This window comes from Demetria terragena DSM 11295 (genome assembly GCF_000376825.1).
In the GTDB taxonomy this organism is placed as follows: domain Bacteria; phylum Actinomycetota; class Actinomycetes; order Actinomycetales; family Dermatophilaceae; genus Demetria; species Demetria terragena.
On record NZ_AQXW01000004.1, the window covers coordinates 548,501 to 567,738 of the forward strand.

The window sequence follows — 19,238 nt, forward strand, 5'->3', positions numbered from 1 at the left end:
GGCGGGTAGCCTTCGGCACAGGTCAATATGGGTTGGGAGGCCACGGTGCAGGAGTTCGAGGTTCCACCGCTCGTGCTGCCGACGACGGTGGGAAACCTTGGTCTCCTGCCCGCACGCAATGCCGCTGCTGAGCCGCGAGCCATCGGCTACTCCCGGCGCACGCCCGACGGTGATTGGGTCGACGTCACGCACGCCGAGTTCGGAGCGGAAGTCGAACAACTCGCTCGCGGTTTCATGGCAGCCGGCATCGTGCCGGGCGCGCGCGTCGCCCTGCTGTGTCGTACTCGCTATGAATGGACGCTCGTCGACTTCGCTCTCTTGGCGGCTGGCGCGATTGTGGTGCCGATCTACCCATCGGCCTCCGATGAGCAGGTGGCGTGGACGGTGCGGGACAGCGAAGCCGTCGCGGCCATCGTGGAGAATGCCGATGACGCCGCGCGGATCTCGTCGGCACGGCGCACGGCACCCTCACTGCGCGATGTCTGGCACATCGATGGCGGCGGCCTCGCCGACGTCCTCGCTGGCGCCCTCGAGATCACCGATGCCGAATACCGTCAGCGCAGCACCCTTGCCGACCGCGAGACGGTGGCGACCGTGATCTACACCAGCGGTACGACCGGACATCCCAAGGGCGTCGAACTCACGCACGGCAATTTTCTCGGTCTGACCGAGAACGCCGTCGAGCGGTTGCGGGAGGTCGTCGATGTTCCGCAGGCGGCGACCTTGCTCTTTCTGCCCCTCGCGCATGTCTATGCCCGACTCGTGCAGATCGTGGCCGTCTACTCTCGCGCACGTCTGGGCCACGTCCCCACCACCGATGCGGTCGTCGACGACCTTGGCTCGTTCCAACCGACCTTCATCCTGACTGTCCCGGGTGTCCTGGAAGCCATCTACCACCGCGCCGAGCAGGCTGCCGTCGGCGATGGTCGAGGGCGCCTGTTCGCGTCGGCCATGCGCTGCGCAGAAGCCTGGAGCAGGGCGCTGGACACGCCTAAAGGACCGAACAGTCGCCTGCGGTTGGAGCACGCCGCCATGGAACGACTGGTCTACCGAGACCTGCGCGAGCAACTCGGCGGCCGCCTGATGTCAGCGCTGTGCGGCGGAGCGCCATTGAGCGAACGCTTGGGCCATGTTTTTCGCGGCATTGGTGTTCCGATCTTGGAGGGCTACGGGCTGACCGAGACCACCGCATCCGCGACGGTCAACACACCCCAACTCACCCGTATCGGATCCGTTGGTCTCCCGCTTCCGGGAGTCTCGGTCCGTATTGCTGATGACGGCGAGATCCTGATCCACGGGATCGGCACGTTCGCCGGGTACCTCAACGATGAGGACTCAACGGCACGTGCGCGTACCGAAGACGGGTGGGTACACACCGGCGACCTGGGGCGGTTGGATCACAACGGCTATCTCACAATCACCGGCCGTCGGAGCGATCTTCTGGTCACCTCCAATGGCACCACGATCTATCCCGCGGCCCTCGAGGCAGCGGTACGCGCCCACCCGTTGATCTCGCATTGTGTGGTGGTGGGCGAGGGACGACCTCACCTTGGCGCGTTGATCACCGTTGACGCCATGTTGCTGTCCCTGTGGCGCGACAACCGGGATCTAGCGCACCTCACCGAAGAGAACGCAGCCTCGGACGACCTGGTTCTCGCCGAGGTGACTCGGGCCATCCAGGACGCCAATGCCGCTCCGGACGCCGGGGCGCCGATCCGGAGTTTTCGGGTCCTTCCGGTCGACCTCACCACGGCCAACGGCTACCTCACCCCGACCGACAAGGTGCGCCGAGACCTGGTCATGCACGACTTTGCCGACGAGGTGGAGTCGCTCTACGAACCGGACGCCATCACGGTGACGTAGCCGAGAGCCAGGACGCCAGCCATCGCGGGTAGCCGTCGGCGGCGCGCTCCGGAGTGGTGCCGTACGTCGCGCGAAATGCTGCCGACGTCCCGGCTGATGACCGTTGCTTCCCGACCTCACCGACGAAGGCGACAAAGCGGTCCCGGCCGTGCTGGTCGACGAGATAGCTGCACCAGGCCCAGGCCAGGCCATAGCCGTCGTCGCCAGAAACCTCGGTGTCTGTGGGTGGTGCGGTGAGGCGCTCCCCTGCGCGCACACGTGCTGCCAGCCCGGGCGCGATCTGCGCCGGGGTCAGGTCCGTGCGTCGATAGGCCGTGTATTCAGCCGATCCCTCGACCACCCACCTCGGCACTCTGCGCCACGTTCCTTGATCGAGCGCCACGTGGGTCAGTTCATGCCTCATGACCGTGCGGCGGCCCGCCTCCGTCGTGCGGGACCACAAGCCTGGATGGATCACCACAGTTCGATCAGAGCGAGTGATGGCTGGTACCTGCGGATCGGCGGTGCCCGCAAAATCAGCGAACTCCGTGCTCGTGGCCGGGGCCAGCACGCGAATCGGCACCGGCAACGAATGCCCGGCCCACACCTGCGTGACCGGATCGATAGCCGCCAACGCATCTTCCTGTATCTGTCGCAACCGTGCCGGAGCAGCCGTTCCCTGGAGCTCAACTCGTGGCCCTGACGCCGTGGTCGAGGCTGCGAGGTCCGTGTCGGGCTCAGATCTAGCGCACCCGCCCAGTGGCAACGAAGCCAGCGGTAGCGCGAGTGCTACTCGTCGACTCACGTGGCAGGGCACTGACGCAGCCTACGGCGCCCGCCCGCGCCGACCGGCCATCGCCGGCCTCAGCTCACAGATGCCCACGCTGCTACTCCTGGCTCGGCCCTGGCGATAGCCTCCTCGGCCTCAACGTGGGAAATTAACCCGGCATTGGCGAAGACGCCGACCGCGCGTTGCTCGACCGCATCGAGTGGCATCTCGCCCGCCCCAATGGCAAGCATGGCGGTGACCATGCACCCATCGCAGGCGATGTCGCGTACGGGGCAGGCCGCGCAGTCGATCTGCATCGGTATGTCAGTCATGTCGATCTCCTCTCCTGGAGTGGTTCTGATCGTTGCGGCGCACGCTAAGAGCGACCACCGACAGCCGCCCGGTACGACCTCGGCGACCCGGCCCGTTGTCACACCTGCGCTCTACCGTCGCTGCCATGACCACGACACCGCTCCCGGTCCAAGGGACCTTCGACGATCTGGGCACGCCCCTCGCGGGCGTCACCTTCGTCGTCGTCGACCTGGAGACGACCGGTGGCAGCGCCGCTGAGAGTGCGATCACCGAGATCGGCGCGGTCAAGGTGCGTGGCGGCGAACACCTCGGCGAGTTCCAGACGTTGGTCGATCCCGGACGAGCTATCCCGGCATTCATCTCGGTGCTCACCGGAATCACCGACCGCATGGTCGCCGAAGCACCCACCATCGACCAGGCTCTCCCGGCATTCCTGGAGTTCAGTCGTGACGCGGTGCTCGTCGCGCACAACGCCCCGTTCGACATCACCTTCCTGAAGGCTGCGGCGGCCCAACTCGACATTCCCTGGCCCCGGTTTCGCGTCATCGACACAGCACACCTGGCGCGCCAACTCGTGACGCGTGACGAGGCGCCCAATCGCAAGCTCGGGAGTCTCGCGCGCCTCTTCGGGGCCTCGACGACACCGGATCACCGCGCCTTGCACGACGCCCGGGCCACCGTGGATGTGCTGCACGCCTTGCTGGGTCGGGTGGGCAGTTTGGGGGTCACAACCCTCGAGGAGTTGTCGTCCTACACCTCACGTGTCGCTCCCGCTCAGCGACGCAAGCGGTTCCTGGCCGACGGCCTTCCCTCTGCGCCGGGTGTCTACATCTTCAAGGACTCTGAAGGCCGCCCGCTGTACGTCGGCACCTCGGTGGATATTCAGCGCCGGGTCCGTACCTATTTCACCTCGAGCGAACAGCGGACCCGGATGGCCGAGATGGTCGGTATCGCCACCAGCGTGACGCCCATCGTGTGCCCGACCTCGTTAGAAGCAAACGTTCGCGAACTTCGGCTCATCGCGACGCACAAACCCCGATACAACCGCCGCAGCCGCCACCCCGAGCGCGCCGTCTGGGTCAAACTCACCGTCGAGCCCTTTCCTCGGCTCTCGATCGTCAAGCAGGTTCGTGAGGATGGCGCGCGCTATGTCGGACCGTTCTCCGGGCGTCGACAGGCAACACAGGCCATCGCCGCGGTGCACGAAGCGATCCCACTGCGACAGTGCACGCGGCGCCTCTCGCCGACCAAGATCGAGTCAGCTTGTGCTCTCGCAGAACTCGGCCGCTGCGGCGCTCCCTGCGCAGGGCAGCAGACCGTCGCCGATTACAGCGCAGTGGTCGCTCAAGCTGAGGCGGTGTTGTGTGGCGACGCCGAACCGGTGATCCACGTCCTCGAGGACAAGATGCAGCGATTAGCCGCCCAGGAACGGTTCGAAGACGCTGGCCGCTTGCGGGACCGGGTCTTGGCCCTCGTGCGTGGCGCCGCGCGCGCCCAGCGTCTCGCTCCGCTCGCGACAAGTCCCGAACTCGTGGCGGCTCGCCGCCGAGTGGACGGGGGGTGGGAAGTCATTTGCGTGCGTTACGGCCGACTGGCTGGAAGCGCAATCGCCCCGTCCGGCAGCGACCCCATGGCAACCATCGAGACCTTGCGTTCAACGGCTGAGTCAGTTGTTGCGCCCACCAGCCCGGCACCGGCCGCCCTCCCCGAGGAGACCGAGCAGATCCTGCGCTGGATTGAGCACGACGGCACGCGGCTGGTATCCCTTGACGGCGCCTGGACCTGCCCCTTGAACGGAGCTGGTCGCGCTCGGGACCGACTAGAGCCCCTGGTCCGCGCCCAAGACCAAGTCGCTGGCTTTGACGAGCCCAGGGGTCGGACCATGCACCAACCAGCCGGCGCGATCGCGGTTCGCCGCCGGACCGATACAGTGGACCGGTGATCACCGCCATCGTGCTCATCAAGGCCGACGTAGCCCGCATTCCTGAGGTCGCTCAGAACATTGCCGAAATCGAAGGAGTGGCCGAGGTCTACTCCGTCACCGGCGACGTCGACCTCATCGCACTCGCCCGGGTCGCCCGGCACGAGGACTTCGCCGATGTCATCGCCGACCGTCTCAACAAGGTTGAGGGCGTACGCGACACCCAGACCCACATTTCTTTTCGGGCCTACAGTTCTGATGATCTCGGCGCCGCTTTCAGTATTGGCGCCGACTGATACCTCCGATGGAACTCAGTCCAGTGCCCGCGTGACCTGAACCCACCGGTCAAGGGCAGCCGTCGCCGCACCGTCATCAAGCGACTGGGCGGCACGGGTGATGCCATCGGCCAGCGCACCATCGAGGTCGCTCGAGGCACCAAACCGTCCCGGCACCTCTTCCAACTGGGTGAGGGCAAGTGCCATCCCGGTATTGAGCACCACCGCGTCGCGGATGGGGCCGGGCGTCCCGACGAATACATCCCGGGCAACCTGCGCATTGTGCTGTGCGTCGCCACCTCGCAGCGCAGAAATCGGCGCCGTCTGGAGACCAAACCGTCCCGGGTCGATGGTGTGTTCAGACACCTCACCATCGCGCACCCACCACACCCGTGAGGTGTCCGCAAGCGTCAACTCATCCAGACCGTCATCACCACGGAAGATCGCCGCGGTCCGGCCCCGGTCAGCGAACACCTGGGCGATATGCGGCGCCATCGTGGCGTTCGCGACGCCCACGGCTGAATAGCGCGGCTGCGCAGGATTGGTCAGCGGACCTAGCAGGTTGAGCGCGGTGGGGATGCCGATCTCGCGACGCGCCGCACCTGCGTGCCGCAAGGACGGGTGGAAGGTCTGCGCAAAGCAGAATGTGATCCCAGCCTCGCGCGCGACCTGCTCGACTTGCTCGGGACGCAGGTCGAGCCGTACGCCCAGGGCCTCGAGCACGTCAGCCGACCCCGACGATGAAGACGCCGCACGGTTTCCGTGCTTGACCACGTGGGCGCCAGCCCCCGCAGCAACGACCGCAGACATCGTCGAGATGTTGACCGTATGAGCCTGGTCACCCCCGGTGCCCACGATGTCTAGGGTCCGACCTGGAACCTCGATCGTGACGGCGTGCGCGAGCATGCCTTCGGACAAGCCCCGCAACTCCGAGGGCGACTCCCCCTTAGCGCGCAAAGCGACCAGGAAGGCGGCAATCTGCACTGGGGTGGCCGACCCCGACATCACCTGATCCATCGCCCATTGCGCGTCAGTAGCCGGGAGGTCATTCCCGGCGAGGAGGATGGTGAGGACTGAGGGCCACGTGGGCGCGGCGCTCATGTGCTGGCTACGACGCGGCGACGTGCTTGCGCACGACGTCGGCGACGGTGTTGGCCAGTACGAGCGGGTCGAGGGGGTGCGGCACAGCCGCCTCCGCCTGCGACCAGGACGCCAGCCAGCCGTCCTGCGGGCGGCCGGTCAACACGATGATCGGCGGGCACCTGAAGATCTCGTTCTTGAGTTGACGGCACAGACCCAGACCACCAGTCGGTGCAGCTTCGCCATCGAGAAGGACCAGGTCGTATGCACCGGACTCAACGGCCTCGATCACTGCCGCAGCAGTGGCGCACTCGTGCCACGAAGAGATCTCGACGTCTTTGGCCGGGCGACGGCCAACGCCGACGCGGACAGCATCACGAGTGGCGACATCGTCGCTGTATAGGAGGACGGACACGGCGCGGGTTGAAGCACCCGAGGTGTGGGTCGCAGCAGAAGTGGGCGCGGGCATGTCCCCGATGCTACCGACCGGGGGTGGAACTGTCGCACGGAGTCGCCCGTTAGACACCCACGGCGGCGGCCTCAAGGACATGCGACAGACCCACGCGCGCGCACTGTGACTATTGGGACATAATGGCGATGTGGCGACCGCGACAACTCACCCCAGCCCTGCCGAGGCCCATGCTGCCCATGGCCCCGTGACCCGGCCCAATATGACCGCAGTTGGCACCATGGTGTGGCTGGCTAGCGAGCTCATGTTCTTTGCCGGACTCTTCGCGATGTACTTCACGATTCGCGGTGCTGCACCCGACTTGTGGACCGAGAACACCCACCACCTCAACGTGCCTTTTGCCACCGCAAACACGTTGGTGTTGGTGATCTCCTCGATCTGGTGTCAGTTGGGCGTGTTCAAGGCCGAGCAGGGCATCCCCTACCGCACCGGCAAACTCACCAATGTCCGATCGTGGGGCATGCGCGAGTGGTACGTCCTCACGTACATCTTCGGCGCGATCTTCGTCGCCGGTCAGGTCCTTGAATACGCCGAACTCGTGGGCCACGCCGGGGTTCGAATCGACTCCGACTCCTACGGCTCGATGTTCTATCTGACCACTGGCTTCCACGGCCTGCACGTGACCGGTGGGCTCCTCGCCTTCCTCCTGATCATTGGCCGGACGTTCACGACCCGTAAGTACACCCACACGCAAGCCACCGGAGCGGTAGTGACCAGTTACTACTGGCACTTCGTCGACGTCGTGTGGATTGCGCTATTCGCGACCATCTATCTGCTGAAGTGATCGTGATGACGCCCGTTCGCCGTACCCCGATTTTCTGCCCCGACGACGACAGGACGACCCCGTGAGTTTCCTCGCCGCGCGCCGTAGGCACCCTGCAGCCATTTTCGTCGTGCTGCTGCTTGCCTTGGTGTTCACCGGCGGTGCGTACGCCGCGCTCGCCCCCAAGGACGCCGACGCTGCCTCTGCCTCGGCTCCCGCTGCGTCCTCCGGGGACGCAAAAGATGGCAAGGAACTCTTCCTTGCGAACTGCGCGAGCTGCCACGGCACCAACGCCACCGGCTCTAAAGCAGGCCCCTCGCTCGTGGGTGTCGGCGCTGCCGCAGTCGATTTCCAGGTGGGCACCGGGCGGATGCCCATGACCCAGCCTGGTGTCCAGGCGGCCCGCGGCAAGGTCCAGATGACCCCGCAGCAGACCAAGGACCTCGCGGCGTACGTCGCCGCCCTCGGCCCCGGACCCGGCATTCCTGACTCCAAGAACTGGAACGGCGAGGGTGATGTCGCCCGCGGCGGCGAACTCTTCCGCGTCAACTGCGCGATGTGTCACAACTTTGTGGGTTCCGGTGGTGCGCTGACGCGAGGTAAGTACGCACCGAAGTTGAGCAATGTGTCGGGTAAGCACATCTACGAAGCCATGCTCACCGGGCCACAGTCGATGCCGGTGTTCAACGACACCAACCTGTCGCCGCAGGACAAGAACGACGTGGTCAGCTACCTGAAATACGTCGAGTCCGAGGCCAATACCGGTGGCCATAATCTTGGAAATCTGGGTCCGGTCACCGAAGGCATGTTTGCCTGGACGGTCGGCATTGGACTCATGATCGGTGCGGCCGTGTGGCTGGGACGAAAGGCTGCCTGATGACCGACTCCCCCAACCAGCCTGAGCAGGGCGGCACGGTCGACCTGACCGCTGGCCACCATGTTGAGCCGGCCAGCAAGCACACCGCCCTGGACGCTGCCACCCCTCCGGCGCATTTCCCGAACCCAGGCCTGCCGCCCCATATTCACCGCCACGGTGATGACGACGAGGCTGCTGCCAAGCGCTCAGAGATGCAGGTCGCCGGCTTGTTCACCATGTCCATGGTGGCGACCGTGCTGTTTGCGGTGGCTTACTTCGCCATTGACGAAGATGCCACCATCTCCCTCCCCATTATCGGTATTACTGGTGCCTTGCACACCGCGCTCGGCGTGACGATGGCGTTGTCGCTCCTGGGCATTGGTCTTGGTGCGATCCACTGGGCCAAGACGTTGATGTCCGATGAAGAGGTCATCGAGGAGCGCCACGAACAGCGCTCGGACGACGAGGCGCGGGCTGGATTCCAGGCCATCCTCGAGGAGGGTGCTGAGTCTGCACAGATCAAGCGTCGCCCCCTGATCAAGTACTCCCTCGGTGGCGCACTTGGCTTGTTTGCTGTGCCGCTTGGACTGCAACTCGTGGGGTCGCTCGGACCTCTGCCGGGCAACGATCTCTCGACGTCGTTGTGGGATACCCCCTTCAAGGGTCGACGTCGCCGCCTGATGCGTGACCCCGAAGGTACGGCGATTCGCCTGACTGACTTCACCAACGGTTCGGTGTTCCACGTCCTTCCCGAAGGTATCGAGCAGACGGACCACCCACTGGACGAGAAGATCAAGGCGTCGGTGATCGCGGTGCGCCTCGATCCGGCCAAGATCAAGAGCCAGAAGGAACGTGACTGGGGTATCGACGGGGTAGTCGCCTACTCCAAGATCTGCACTCACGTGGGCTGTCCGGTTGGCTTGTACGAGCAGCAGACCCACCACCTGCTCTGCCCCTGCCACCAGTCGACGTTTGACATCACCGACGACTGCAAGGTCATCTTCGGCCCGGCCAAACGGCCCTTGCCGCAGTTGCCTATCGCCGTCGATGATGAGGGCTATCTGATCGCCGAGGACGGCTTCGCCGAGCCTGTCGGCCCGAGTTTCCCGGAGCGTGGATGATGACGACATCTGCTAGCGGTCAACCGCGACGCGGGGCCGACGCTCTGCGTAGCAACGACAAATCCGGCGCGGCCAAGCCTGCCGGTGGACCGGTCGGCGGCCTGGGCAACTGGGTCGATGAGCGTACGGGCGCCGCCAAGGGTGGCCGGTTCCTCATGAAGAAGGTCTTCCCCGACCATTGGTCCTTCATGTTCGGCGAGATCGCGATGTATTCACTCGTGATCTTGCTGCTGACCGGAACCTTCCTGACGTTCTGGTTCGTCCCGAGCATGGGCCACACGGTCTATGACGGTTCGTATATCCCCATGAAGGGCATCGGGATGTCGGAGGCCTACGCCTCCACCATTGAGATCAGCCATGACATTCGCGGCGGTCTGATCATCCGGCAGATCCACCACTGGTCAGCGCTGCTGTTCATCGTCTCGATCCTGATGCACATGGCCCGCGTCTTCTTCACTGGCGCGTTCCGCAAGCCTCGCGAAATCAACTGGATCATCGGCGTCAACCTGCTGTTGCTGTCCATGGTCGAGGGCTTCGCCGGGTACTCCCTCCCCGATGACCTGCTCTCGGGTACGGGTCTTCGCGCCGCTCAGGGCTTCATGCTCACGGTCCCGCTAATCGGGTCCTACGTGTCCTACTTCGTCTTCGGCGGTGGATTCCCCGGCGAGGACATCATTCCGCGCCTGTTTACGGTGCATATTCTGTTGTTGCCGGCGATCATCGTGGGCCTCTTCACCGTCCACATCATCTTGGTGATGGTGCACAAGCACACCCAGTTCCCCGGCCCGGGCCGTACCGAAAAGAACGTTGTCGGCTTCCCGATGATGCCGGTCTACGCAGCCAAAGCCGGTGGCTTCTTCTTCATCGTCTTCGGCGTCACGGCGCTGGTCGCGGCACTGGTGCAGATCAACCCGATCTGGGCATACGGTCCGTACGAACCCACCCAAGTCACGGCGGGGTCCCAGCCAGACTGGTATATGGGCTTCCCTGACGGCGCCTTGCGACTTCTTCCTGGCTTCTTGGAGTTCGAGCTATTCGGAATGACCTGGAGTTTTAATATCTCCTTGGGCGCCATCTTCTTGATGCCTGCGATGTTTGTGATTGCCGGCGCGTACCCGTTCTTCGAGTCCTGGGTCACGGGCGACAAGCGCGAGCACCACATCCTGGACCGCCCGCGCAATGCCCCGGTCCGCACCAGCATTGGTGTCGCGGCGATCACCTTCTACGCGGTGCTTCTCCTCGCGGCCAGCAATGACATCGTCGCCATCAAGTTCGGGCTGTCGATCAACGACATCACCAATGTGCTTCGGGTGCTGCTCCTGGTCGGACCGATCATCGCGTTCATGATTACCAAGCGCCTCTGCCTGAGTTTACAGCGCCGTGACCGCGATCTGGTCCTGCACGGTCGCGAGACCGGTCGGATCGTCCGCACGGCCGAAGGCCGCTTCTTCGAGGCCCACGAGCCGCTGGATGAATACACCCGTTGGCAGTTGGTGGCCTACGAGTCGTTCCGCCCCTTGGAGGTGGATGCCTCCCAGGACGAACACGGCGTTGACAGTGGCACTCTGCGCAAGGACACCCTGCGCAGCAAGATGACTCACTTCTTCTTCGACGACCGGGTTGAGGCCGTCACGCCAGCCGAGCTCGCGGCCGCCCACCACCATGGTGAGCACGATGCCCTCGATCAGGACGACCACCGCGGAGAGTTGAACGTCGGCTCACACGAGGTCCGTGAAGGCGCATACGAAAAGCTAGGTAAGGGCGACTAGTCCTCACCCACTCACATTCGGCGCGGTCCATCAGGACCGCGCCGAATTTTTGTGCTCGGCCGCACGGGTGATCTCGACGCAGCCCCAGCGCCTAGAGTTGCTTCGTGGTCACCATGAGCAGGGAAGAATTCGAGAACGCCGCCGGTGAGGCCTTGGACCTGGTGCCGTCAGAATTCATGAACCGACTCACCAACATCGCGATCGTCGTGGAGGATGAGCCCGGCCCTGACCAGCCGGCGAACCTGCTCGGGCTGTACGAAGGCGTACCCCTCCCCGAGCGCACCAGTGACTGGGGACACCCGACCTTCCCGGACCGGATCACCTTGTTCCAAGCGCCGCTACAGCGCATCTGTCGCGATGTAGAGGAACTACGCGAGCAGATCGCGGTGACCCTCATCCACGAGATCGGGCACTACTTCGGCATCGATGATGACCGGCTGCACGAACTCGGCTGGGGCTGAGGCCACGCGCCTACCTGAGCGCGCGAATCCCCTGGCCGCACCGGGTGTGCAGCCAGGGGATTCGTCAGAAGGTACGTGCGCCTCTGCTCAGACCGCGTCGTCTCCGCGGTGGTATTCAAAGACCCAACCGATGGTGGCTAACGCGACCATCGGGAAACCGAGGATCACCAGCCACCAACCGACCGCAACGCCGAGGAAAACGATGGCGCACGCGCCGGCAAGGAACAGCGGCCACCAGCTATGCGGGCTGAAGAAGCCGTACTCGCCCTCAACATCGGAGATCTCGCCCTCGGGGTTGTCATCCGGACGCGCCTCAAGCTTGCGTCCGGTCACCGCGAGGAAACCGGAGATCATCAAGCACATGCTGGCGGTGAGCACCAAGCCCACCACGCCAACCGGCTCGTCTCCGCCAGTCCACAGCACGTAGACCACGGCCATGATCGCGGCGAAGGCGCCGACGATGCTGAATAGCTTGACCTCAACCTTCATCAGACCGAATCCTCCTTGTGGGGCTCGTCTCCGCCAAACGTCTGCGAACCGTGGTCAGCCGGGCCGAGCACCTTGGACAGGGTGTCCGGTGCGGGAGCCACCGATGCTGGGACCGCCTCTGGGTGATGCAGGTCAAAGGCGGGCCGTTCGGATCGGATCCGCGGAATGGTGTCGAAGTTGTGCCGTGGCGGCGGGCACGAGGTCGCCCACTCCAGCGACATGCCGTAACCCCACGGATCGTCGGTTTCGACCAGCGGCGCGGTACGCCAGGTCTTCCAGACGTTGTAGAGGAACGGGAGCATCGAGGCTCCCAGGAGGAAAGCTCCGATCGTGGACACCTGGTTGCCCCAGGTGAAGCCGTCCTCGGGCAAGTAGTCGGCGTACCGGCGGGGCATGCCGATCACGCCCAGCCAGTGCTGGATGAGGAAGGTCATGTGGAAGCCGATGAACAGCATCCAGAAGTGGATCTTGCCTAGACGCTCATCGAGCATCCGGCCGGTGAGCTTTGGCCACCAGAAATACCACCCGGAGAACATGGCGAACACCACAGTGCCGAACACGACGTAGTGGAAGTGAGCCACCACGAAGTAGGTGTCGGTGATGTGGAAATCAAGCGGCGGACTGGACAGAATGACACCGGTCAATCCACCGAACAAGAAGGTCGCGAGGAAGCCGATAGCCCAGACCATGGAGGCAGTCATGTCCAACTTGCCCAGCCACATGGTGCCGATCCAGTTGAAGAACTTCACACCGGTCGGAACAGCAATCAGCATCGTCATGATCGCGAAGAACGGCAGCAGGACGGCACCGGTGGCATACATGTGGTGCGCCCACACGCTGACGGACAAGGCGGCGATTGAGATCGTGGCAAAGACCAGGGTTTTGTAACCGAAGATCGGCTTCCGTGAGAAGACGGGCAGAACCTCGGAGATGATGCCGAAGAACGGCAACGCAATGATGTAGACCTCGGGGTGCCCAAAGAACCAGAACAGGTGCTGCCAGAGCATTGCTCCGCCGTTTTCGACGGCGTAGACGTGCGCCCCCAACACCCGGTCGGCGCCTAGACCGAAGAGCGCGGCAGCAAGCACCGGGAACACCACGATCGCCAGCAGGGACGTGATCAACACGGTCCAGGTGAAGATCGGCACCCGGAACATCGTCATGCCAGGCGCGCGCATACAGATGATCGTCGTGATGAAGTTAACCGAACCAAGGATGGTGCCGAAGCCAGCCAAACCAAGGCCCATGACCCACAGATTGCCGCCCAAGCCCGGACTGAACATCGTGTCCGATAGCGGGGTATAGGCAAACCATCCGAAGGCGGCCGCGCCCTGCGGGGTGAGGAACCCCGCCACGGTAATAAGACCGCCGAAGAGGTAGAGCCAGTAGGCAAACATGTTCAGCCGTGGGAACGCCACGTCGGGCGCGCCAATCTGCAACGGCATTAAGGCATTAGCGAACCCGGCAAAGAGCGGGGTCGCGAAGAGCAACAACATAATCGTGCCGTGCATGGTGAACAGCTGGTTGAACTGCTCTTTGGTGTCGATCACCTGCATACCTGGCTCGAAGAGCTCGGCACGGATGACCAGAGCCATCGCGCCACCCGCCAGGAAGAAGGCGAATGAGGTGATGAAATAGAGGTTGCCGATCACCTTGTGGTCAGTGGTGGTGATCCACTTGACGACGGTGCGACCAAGGCGACGCTCCGGCTTGGGTGCGGGTCGGCCAGCCGAGCCCGCACCGGGGCGAGCGGTAGTCGTGGTGGCCATTATTTGCTCAGCTCCTTGGCGTCAGACTCCCGCAGACCCGGAGGCAGGTATTGCTGCTGCTGCTTAATGAGGCCCGAACGGTCCAGGCTGTTGCTCAAGAAGCCGCTTTGCCCGGCGTCACGCAACTGCTTCATCTTCTTGTCGTATTCGTTTTGCGGAACCACCTTGACCTGGAACAACATTTCACTGTGGTATGCGCCACAGAGTTCGGCACACTTTCCGGTGAAGGTGCCCGTTTCGGTGGTGGTGATCTGGAACTTGTTGACCCGGCCAGGCATCATGTCGAGCTTTTGCAGGAACTGCGGAACCCAGAACGAGTGAATGACATCACGCGCGGTCAGGACGAACTCGACCCGCTTGTTCACGGGGAGATACATCGTCGGCAGCGTCTTTTCCACGCCGCGCTTACCGGTGAGCTCGGCTTGGACACCAGTGTCGTAGGCCTTGGCTTCGATGTAGTTGAAATCCCAGCTCCACTGCTTGCCGACCACGTTGACCGTGACGTCAGGCTTCTGTGAGGTGTCCAACATTTTGTCCTCGAGTTCGACGGTCTTGCCGAAGAGGACGGCGACCATGAACACGGGGACCACCGTGTAGAGGATTTCCAGCGGCACGTTGTACTGCATCTGCGGGGGCAGCGTCTTGTCGCCCTTCTTGGCGCGATAGCGCACCATCGCCCAGAACATCAGGCCCCACACCAGGACACCGACCGCAAGGGCCCAGAGCCACGTCGCGTTCCAGAAGAACGTGATGTCGTCGCTGTTGCCGGTCACGCCCTTCGGCAGAAACCCGCGCTTCAGGTCTTCGGTGCAGCCCGTTAACAGCAGCACTGAAAAGCCGAACAGGCCAGCGGCACCGAAACGGCGTCGCGCCTTCGGCCTGGACGGTCGATCAAGGGGGCGACTCACGGCGCGTACCTTCCGCAGATCGTTCAAGGGCACACGCGAAACCTTACCGGAGGCACGTTCGTTCAATCCCGTGGGCCCGCCGTATCGACCGGGCCGCAAATTTGGTGAGCGCCAGACCCTCCGGGCTGGCCGCTCCAAGCGCTCGGGAGCGCTTGCTCCAAGACCTCGGGAAGGGCTGCGAGATAGTCCGCGCGAGGGATTTCTCGGACGCCCAAACTGGCCAAATGCGGGGTCTGCCATTGCACGTCGATCACCCGGCCGGGGGCCTCGCCCTCGAAGCACAACTCCGCCAGCGTCCACAGGGCGACCTTGGAGGCGTCGGGCGCACGGTGAAACATCGACTCCCCCGCAAACAGCCCCCCGATCGCAACGCCGTACAACCCCCCGACGAGTTGTCGCCCGGACCACACCTCGATCGAGTGCGCCCAACCCAGGTCGTGGAGGGTGCCGTAGGCGCTGATCACTTCGCGGGTGATCCACCGCCCCGACCGGGCCGGGTCCGCGCATCCGATGACCACGTCGGTGAAAGCCTCGTCAATGGTGACGTCGTACTGCCGGGCCGAGCGTCGCAAGGACCGACTGACATGGAAGTCCCCCGGCAACAGCACGCCGCGACGCAGTGGGCTCCACCAACCCATGGGCCGACCGCCTTGCCGACCAAGGCCCATCGGAAACAGGCCGTTGCGGTATGCCTCAAGAACCGTTCCTGGTTCCAAGTCACCCCCGACAGCAACGACTTCTTCGCCATCGCGCAGCGGCGCGTTTGCGAGATTCCATGCGGAGGGTGGGGGTTCAATCACCGCGATCAGGAGGGGATCAGGAAGGGCCTTACGGCAGTCGCGGCGACTGCGCCGTAGGTGTCCTCCAGCCGGGTCAGGAAATGGTCGGCCGTGAAGTGGTACTCCTGCGGCCCGACCGTCTCGATGACATACGCCGCCAACGTCGACCCCACCTCCGCGCACAGTTGGGGCTCCAATCCCCAGGCGAGGCCACTGAGGAATCCCGCGCGGAAGGCATCCCCGACACCCGTGGCTTCCACCGCGGTGACCGTCAGCGCGGGCACCTCAATCGGGTCCTGCCCCTGGCGCAGGAGCACCGCACCGTCCTTGCCCTTAGTCACGACTCTGGTGCCGACCTTCTGGAGAATCTCCTCGCCGCTCCAGCCGGTCTTCTGCTCAGTCAGGTGCGCCTCGTACTCGTTGGTGAACAACCAGTCAGCCCCCTCGATGAGGTCGCGGATGAACGCACCATTAGCAAAGGCCAACTGCTGGGAAGGGTCAGCGATGAACGGGATCTTGCGCGAGCGGCACTCCGCGGTATGGCGACGCATGGCCTCTGGGTCATTGGCCCCGATCAGAACGTGGTCAAGCCCACCAACGCGGGTGGCGATCGGCGCCAGTTCGATTTCCCGTGCCTCACCCATGGCCCCGGCATAGAACGTCGCGATCTGCGCTTGATCGTCATCATTAGTGCAGACAAATCGCGCCGTGTGTTTCGTCTCGGAAACATGGATCGATTCACAGTCCACACCGTGCCGTTCCAACCAGGATCGGTAGTCGGCGAAGTCCTCCCCGACGGCCCCGACGAGCACGGGTCGAAGCCCGAGGTTAGCCATGCCGAACGAGATGTTTGCTGCCACTCCGCCCCGCCGGATCTCTAGGTCTTCGGCGAGAAATGACAGCGAGATTTTGTCGAGTTGCTCGACGACAAGGGACTCCGCGAACCGCCCCCGGAAGGTCATCAGGTGATCGGTGGCAATGGACCCGGTAATTGCGATCTTCACCTGCGTGACGATAACGGACCTATCACGCATGAAGGCGACCGCCACGCGAAATTGCGTGGCGGTCGCCTTCAGTGGACGCCGTGTCGTTCAGGTGGCGCCGGATGAACTCACCTCAGCCGAAGCTGTCACCGCACGCGCACGAGGAACCTGCGTTGGGGTTGTCGATGGTGAAGCCTTGCTTCTCAATCGTGTCGGCGAAGTCGATCGTGGCGCCCTCAAGGTAGGGGCTGCTCATCCGATCAACCACGACCTCAACGCCGTCAAAGTCCCGGACGAGGTCGCCATCAAGGGAGCGCTCGTCGAAGTACAACTGATAGATCAGCCCGGAGCATCCGCCCGGCTGTACGCCCACCCGAAGGCGCAGGTCATCGCGGCCTTCCTGCTCGAGCAGGCTCTTGACTTTTGTCGCGGCGACCGACGTGAGCTCCACGCCGTGGGTCTTCTCCTCGGTAACCGAGTTTGTCTCGACGCTCATGTGTGGTTCCTTCATCTGTCGCGGTGCCGGTGCTGCCTTGCCAAAGGTGCAACCGTGCCGATGCCCGAGATGTTCCCCGGGAGTTTCACTGTACGTGAGCACCCCCTGTTCGGCGCAGCCCGGCTCACCCTCGTGCCGGTGTCCAGGTCGTGGCGATCCTGGCCGCGAGCGCCTGAAGTGCTGCCTCGTCTTGGCTCGCGGTTCGCGTCTCACCGCGGGCGCGCATACGGCCGGGACGAAGCACGCCGTAGGAACTCGCGAAGCCCAATGACATCGTTTCGCGCCGTCCGACTTGGATGTCGTCTGCGAGCAAGACGGCCGGAGCGGCGTTGCTGGCTGCGGCAGACGCGACCTCCTCAGCGACGCTATGGTGCAAAACCGTCCAGTCATAGGACGTCACCGCGGTCACGACGACCGCCGACCCGCGCGCGGCCGCGGCCAGGCCGGACACCTCGGCAACAACCTCTGGACCCGAGCGAATGTGCGCCCCGAGCGCGGCCAGCGCGAATCCGATTCCGCCGCCGGCTCCCGCGCCGGGTAGGCGGTCGGTGCGTTGCGGCTGGCCGCTGAGGAGGTCGACCGGCGGTGGCAAGGCTCGGCGTACCTCATCGACCCACTCCCCCATGTGGCGCTCCGCGGTCTGCGCCTCCTCTTGGCTAAGCCCGAGCTCGCTCGGCGCACTCGCGCACGCGCCTTGGAGGCCCAGAAGCACGCGGTCGGTGTCGGCGGCCACGACAATCTCCATCCCCTGCAGTCGCGCGCGGGCTTCCGCTGGCCCCGCACCGAGCGCCTGCACCAATCCGCGACCACCGTCGAGAACGCTGACATCGCCGAGCCCAATCACCACTCGAGGCACATCGGTGGCGTTCACGCGGTCCAACAACCTCCCCAGCGGTGCCGACGACGTCGCGTTGTCCAGCACCTCAGCGGCTTCCACATAGGTGGTCAGCGTGTCCTTCGGCACCGTGACCGCAGGAACACTGAGCTCGTCGCCGACATCGAGAAGGTGCAAGTCACCCTGAGTCACAGCCTCGATGGCCCGCAGGAAGCCCCACCCACCAGTCGACTGCGGCAGTTCGACACAGTCCACACCGGGTGCGCTTTGAGCCCATCCGGCCCGCAGTGCCGCGGCTGCCTCCACACTGGTCAGCGCTCCAAATCGGTCCGGAGCCAGCAGTACGCGCATGTGGTCATTCTGATCGCACCGCAGAACGACCGGAGCAGTGGCCTGCGCCGCTCAGAGGCTCCCGAGCAACAACCACGCACCCAGCGCTAGCGAGCCCAGGGTGCTGAGGAAGAAGATGGCAATCCATGCGGTGGCTGGTAGCGGTGTGAGTCTGCTGAGTTGCCCGGCGTCGGAGTCCCAGCCTCGGCCGCGTCTGTGGGCGGTATGCAGATCTCCTACGGCACGAGGCGCCGCCAGCAGCAGAAACCACACCAGGAGGTAGGCGATCATGGTCTGCCCTTCCACCGGCAGATAGCGGGTCACGGCAACCAGAACAGCCGCGCTGGCCAGTACGGCCACCACGCCGAACCAGTTGCGGATCTGGACCAGCATCAGCGCCAGGACCAGCAGCAAAAGCCACAGGAAGAGCACCGGGCGGTCCTGGTGAATGAGTCCCGCGCCGAAGAGTGCGAGCAGCGCTGGACCCACATACCCAACAGCCAGTGTGACCACCATCCCGGGGCCGCGGGCCAGCCCACGACTGACCGTGACCCCGGAGGTGTCTGAATGAAGCCGTATTCCGGTAAGCCGCCGACCGCACAGCACCGCCACAAGGGCATGCGCGCCTTCGTGCGCAATCGTGACCACCTGACGCAGCACTCGCCAGGACGGCTGCCAGGCAATCAGTCCGAGGGCCAGCACGGCGAGGAGCACCACGAGGACACGGTCCAGCGGCGGTGCCGTGTTGGTTAGTCGTTGCCAGAACTCATCCACGCCCGGATGCTCGCACGCTCATCCTTGAGCGCGCTGTGAGCCGACCGAACTCCGGTCGAGCACACCCCCGCCGGTCGAGCACACCCACGTCGGTCGAGCACACCCACGCCGGTCGAGCACACCCACGCCGGTCGAGCACACCCACGCCGGTCGAGCACACCCACGCCGGTCGAGCTTGTCGAGACCAGCGTGCGGTACCAACTCTCGTCGTCATGACAGGTTCCTGACAGCGAACTT

At 64.3% G+C, this 19,238-nt stretch carries 20 protein-coding genes; 8 read left to right on the forward strand and 12 right to left on the reverse strand.

Annotation, left to right across the window (positions count from 1 at the left end; all coding sequences use genetic code 11):
- Positions 1 to 45 precede the first annotated feature (45 nt).
- Positions 46 to 1,863, forward strand: coding sequence for an AMP-dependent synthetase/ligase (locus F562_RS0106750; RefSeq protein ID WP_026181067.1), 1,818 nt, complete (start codon positions 46 to 48; stop codon positions 1,861 to 1,863).
- Here the strand turns inward: F562_RS0106750 and F562_RS20085 are convergent.
- Both F562_RS20085 and F562_RS18345 read right to left on the reverse strand, forming a co-directional pair.
- Positions 1,850 to 2,476: a hypothetical protein gene (locus F562_RS20085; RefSeq protein WP_018156181.1), complete on the reverse strand. Its 627-nt coding sequence runs from the start codon at positions 2,474 to 2,476 to the stop codon at positions 1,850 to 1,852. The two genes, F562_RS0106750 and F562_RS20085, sit on opposite strands and share 14 nt — an antisense overlap.
- 230 nt (positions 2,477 to 2,706) lie before the next feature.
- Positions 2,707 to 2,943, reverse strand: coding sequence for a hypothetical protein (locus F562_RS18345; RefSeq protein ID WP_018156182.1), 237 nt, complete (start codon positions 2,941 to 2,943; stop codon positions 2,707 to 2,709).
- A 125-nt stretch (positions 2,944 to 3,068) separates the two neighbouring features.
- Here F562_RS18345 and F562_RS0106765 point away from each other — a divergent pair, with 125 nt between their 5' ends.
- Together F562_RS0106765 and F562_RS0106770 are read left to right on the forward strand one after the other, a co-directional pair.
- Entirely contained in the window at positions 3,069 to 4,865 is a 1,797-nt protein-coding gene (locus tag F562_RS0106765; protein WP_018156183.1) for a DEDD exonuclease domain-containing protein, read from the forward strand.
- A complete protein-coding gene (locus F562_RS0106770) occupies positions 4,862 to 5,140 on the forward strand; it encodes an Lrp/AsnC family transcriptional regulator (RefSeq protein ID WP_018156184.1) in 279 nt (92 codons plus the stop codon). Before F562_RS0106765 ends, F562_RS0106770 begins: the two co-directional genes overlap by 4 nt.
- Positions 5,141 to 5,155: 15 nt before the next feature.
- Here F562_RS0106770 and trpD read toward each other — a convergent pair whose 3' ends face one another.
- Complete coding sequence (trpD, locus tag F562_RS0106775; protein WP_018156185.1) at positions 5,156 to 6,220, reverse strand: anthranilate phosphoribosyltransferase; 1,065 nt, start codon at positions 6,218 to 6,220, stop codon at positions 5,156 to 5,158.
- Between the two features lie 7 nt (positions 6,221 to 6,227).
- Positions 6,228 to 6,668: a response regulator gene (locus tag F562_RS0106780; protein WP_018156186.1), complete on the reverse strand. Its 441-nt coding sequence runs from the start codon at positions 6,666 to 6,668 to the stop codon at positions 6,228 to 6,230.
- Between the two features lie 130 nt (positions 6,669 to 6,798).
- Here F562_RS0106780 and ctaE point away from each other — a divergent pair, with 130 nt between their 5' ends.
- The 5 genes from ctaE to F562_RS0106805 all read left to right on the forward strand — a co-directional run bounded on the left by ctaE (position 6,799) and on the right by F562_RS0106805 (position 11,638).
- On the forward strand, positions 6,799 to 7,452 hold the full coding sequence (gene ctaE, locus F562_RS0106785; RefSeq protein ID WP_040385253.1) for an aa3-type cytochrome oxidase subunit III: 654 nt from the start codon (positions 6,799 to 6,801) through the stop codon (positions 7,450 to 7,452).
- A 61-nt stretch (positions 7,453 to 7,513) separates the two neighbouring features.
- On the forward strand, positions 7,514 to 8,308 hold the full coding sequence (gene qcrC / locus F562_RS0106790; protein ID WP_018156188.1) for a cytochrome bc1 complex diheme cytochrome c subunit: 795 nt from the start codon (positions 7,514 to 7,516) through the stop codon (positions 8,306 to 8,308).
- Positions 8,308 to 9,408 carry a cytochrome bc1 complex Rieske iron-sulfur subunit gene (qcrA, locus tag F562_RS0106795; protein WP_018156189.1) on the forward strand — a complete coding sequence of 367 codons (1,101 nt, stop codon included), beginning with the start codon at positions 8,308 to 8,310 and terminating at the stop codon, positions 9,406 to 9,408. Before qcrC ends, qcrA begins: the two co-directional genes overlap by 1 nt.
- Complete coding sequence (gene qcrB / locus F562_RS0106800; protein ID WP_051080197.1) at positions 9,408 to 11,177, forward strand: cytochrome bc1 complex cytochrome b subunit; 1,770 nt, start codon at positions 9,408 to 9,410, stop codon at positions 11,175 to 11,177. The genes qcrA and qcrB overlap by 1 nt, the downstream gene beginning before the upstream one ends.
- 113 nt (positions 11,178 to 11,290) lie before the next feature.
- Entirely contained in the window at positions 11,291 to 11,638 is a 348-nt protein-coding gene (locus tag F562_RS0106805) for a metallopeptidase family protein (RefSeq protein WP_040385559.1), read from the forward strand.
- An 87-nt stretch (positions 11,639 to 11,725) separates the two neighbouring features.
- On the opposite strand, the gene F562_RS0106810 is transcribed toward F562_RS0106805, so the two are convergent.
- From F562_RS0106810 to F562_RS0106845, 8 genes are all read right to left on the reverse strand, one after another.
- Entirely contained in the window at positions 11,726 to 12,127 is a 402-nt protein-coding gene (locus tag F562_RS0106810) for a cytochrome c oxidase subunit 4 (protein ID WP_018156192.1), read from the reverse strand.
- Positions 12,127 to 13,896 (reverse strand): aa3-type cytochrome oxidase subunit I, encoded by a 1,770-nt coding sequence (ctaD, locus tag F562_RS0106815; protein WP_018156193.1) that lies wholly within the window; start codon positions 13,894 to 13,896, stop codon positions 12,127 to 12,129. The genes F562_RS0106810 and ctaD overlap by 1 nt, the downstream gene beginning before the upstream one ends.
- Positions 13,896 to 14,804 carry an aa3-type cytochrome oxidase subunit II gene (gene ctaC, locus F562_RS0106820; protein WP_040385561.1) on the reverse strand — a complete coding sequence of 303 codons (909 nt, stop codon included), beginning with the start codon at positions 14,802 to 14,804 and terminating at the stop codon, positions 13,896 to 13,898. Before ctaC ends, ctaD begins: the two co-directional genes overlap by 1 nt.
- Before the next feature lie 62 nt (positions 14,805 to 14,866).
- Positions 14,867 to 15,604 (reverse strand): leucyl/phenylalanyl-tRNA--protein transferase, encoded by a 738-nt coding sequence (gene aat / locus F562_RS0106825; RefSeq protein WP_018156195.1) that lies wholly within the window; start codon positions 15,602 to 15,604, stop codon positions 14,867 to 14,869.
- A gap of 5 nt (positions 15,605 to 15,609) precedes the next feature.
- Entirely contained in the window at positions 15,610 to 16,587 is a 978-nt protein-coding gene (locus tag F562_RS0106830; protein WP_040385563.1) for a carbohydrate kinase family protein, read from the reverse strand.
- 112 nt (positions 16,588 to 16,699) lie between these two features.
- A complete protein-coding gene (locus F562_RS0106835) occupies positions 16,700 to 17,062 on the reverse strand; it encodes a HesB/IscA family protein (protein WP_018156197.1) in 363 nt (120 codons plus the stop codon).
- 124 nt (positions 17,063 to 17,186) lie between these two features.
- Positions 17,187 to 18,248 (reverse strand): glycerate kinase, encoded by a 1,062-nt coding sequence (locus F562_RS18350; RefSeq protein WP_018156198.1) that lies wholly within the window; start codon positions 18,246 to 18,248, stop codon positions 17,187 to 17,189.
- Between the two features lie 51 nt (positions 18,249 to 18,299).
- Positions 18,300 to 19,001, reverse strand: a complete 702-nt coding sequence (locus tag F562_RS0106845) for a M50 family metallopeptidase (RefSeq protein ID WP_018156199.1) — start codon at positions 18,999 to 19,001, stop codon at positions 18,300 to 18,302.
- Positions 19,002 to 19,238: the final 237 nt, after the last annotated feature.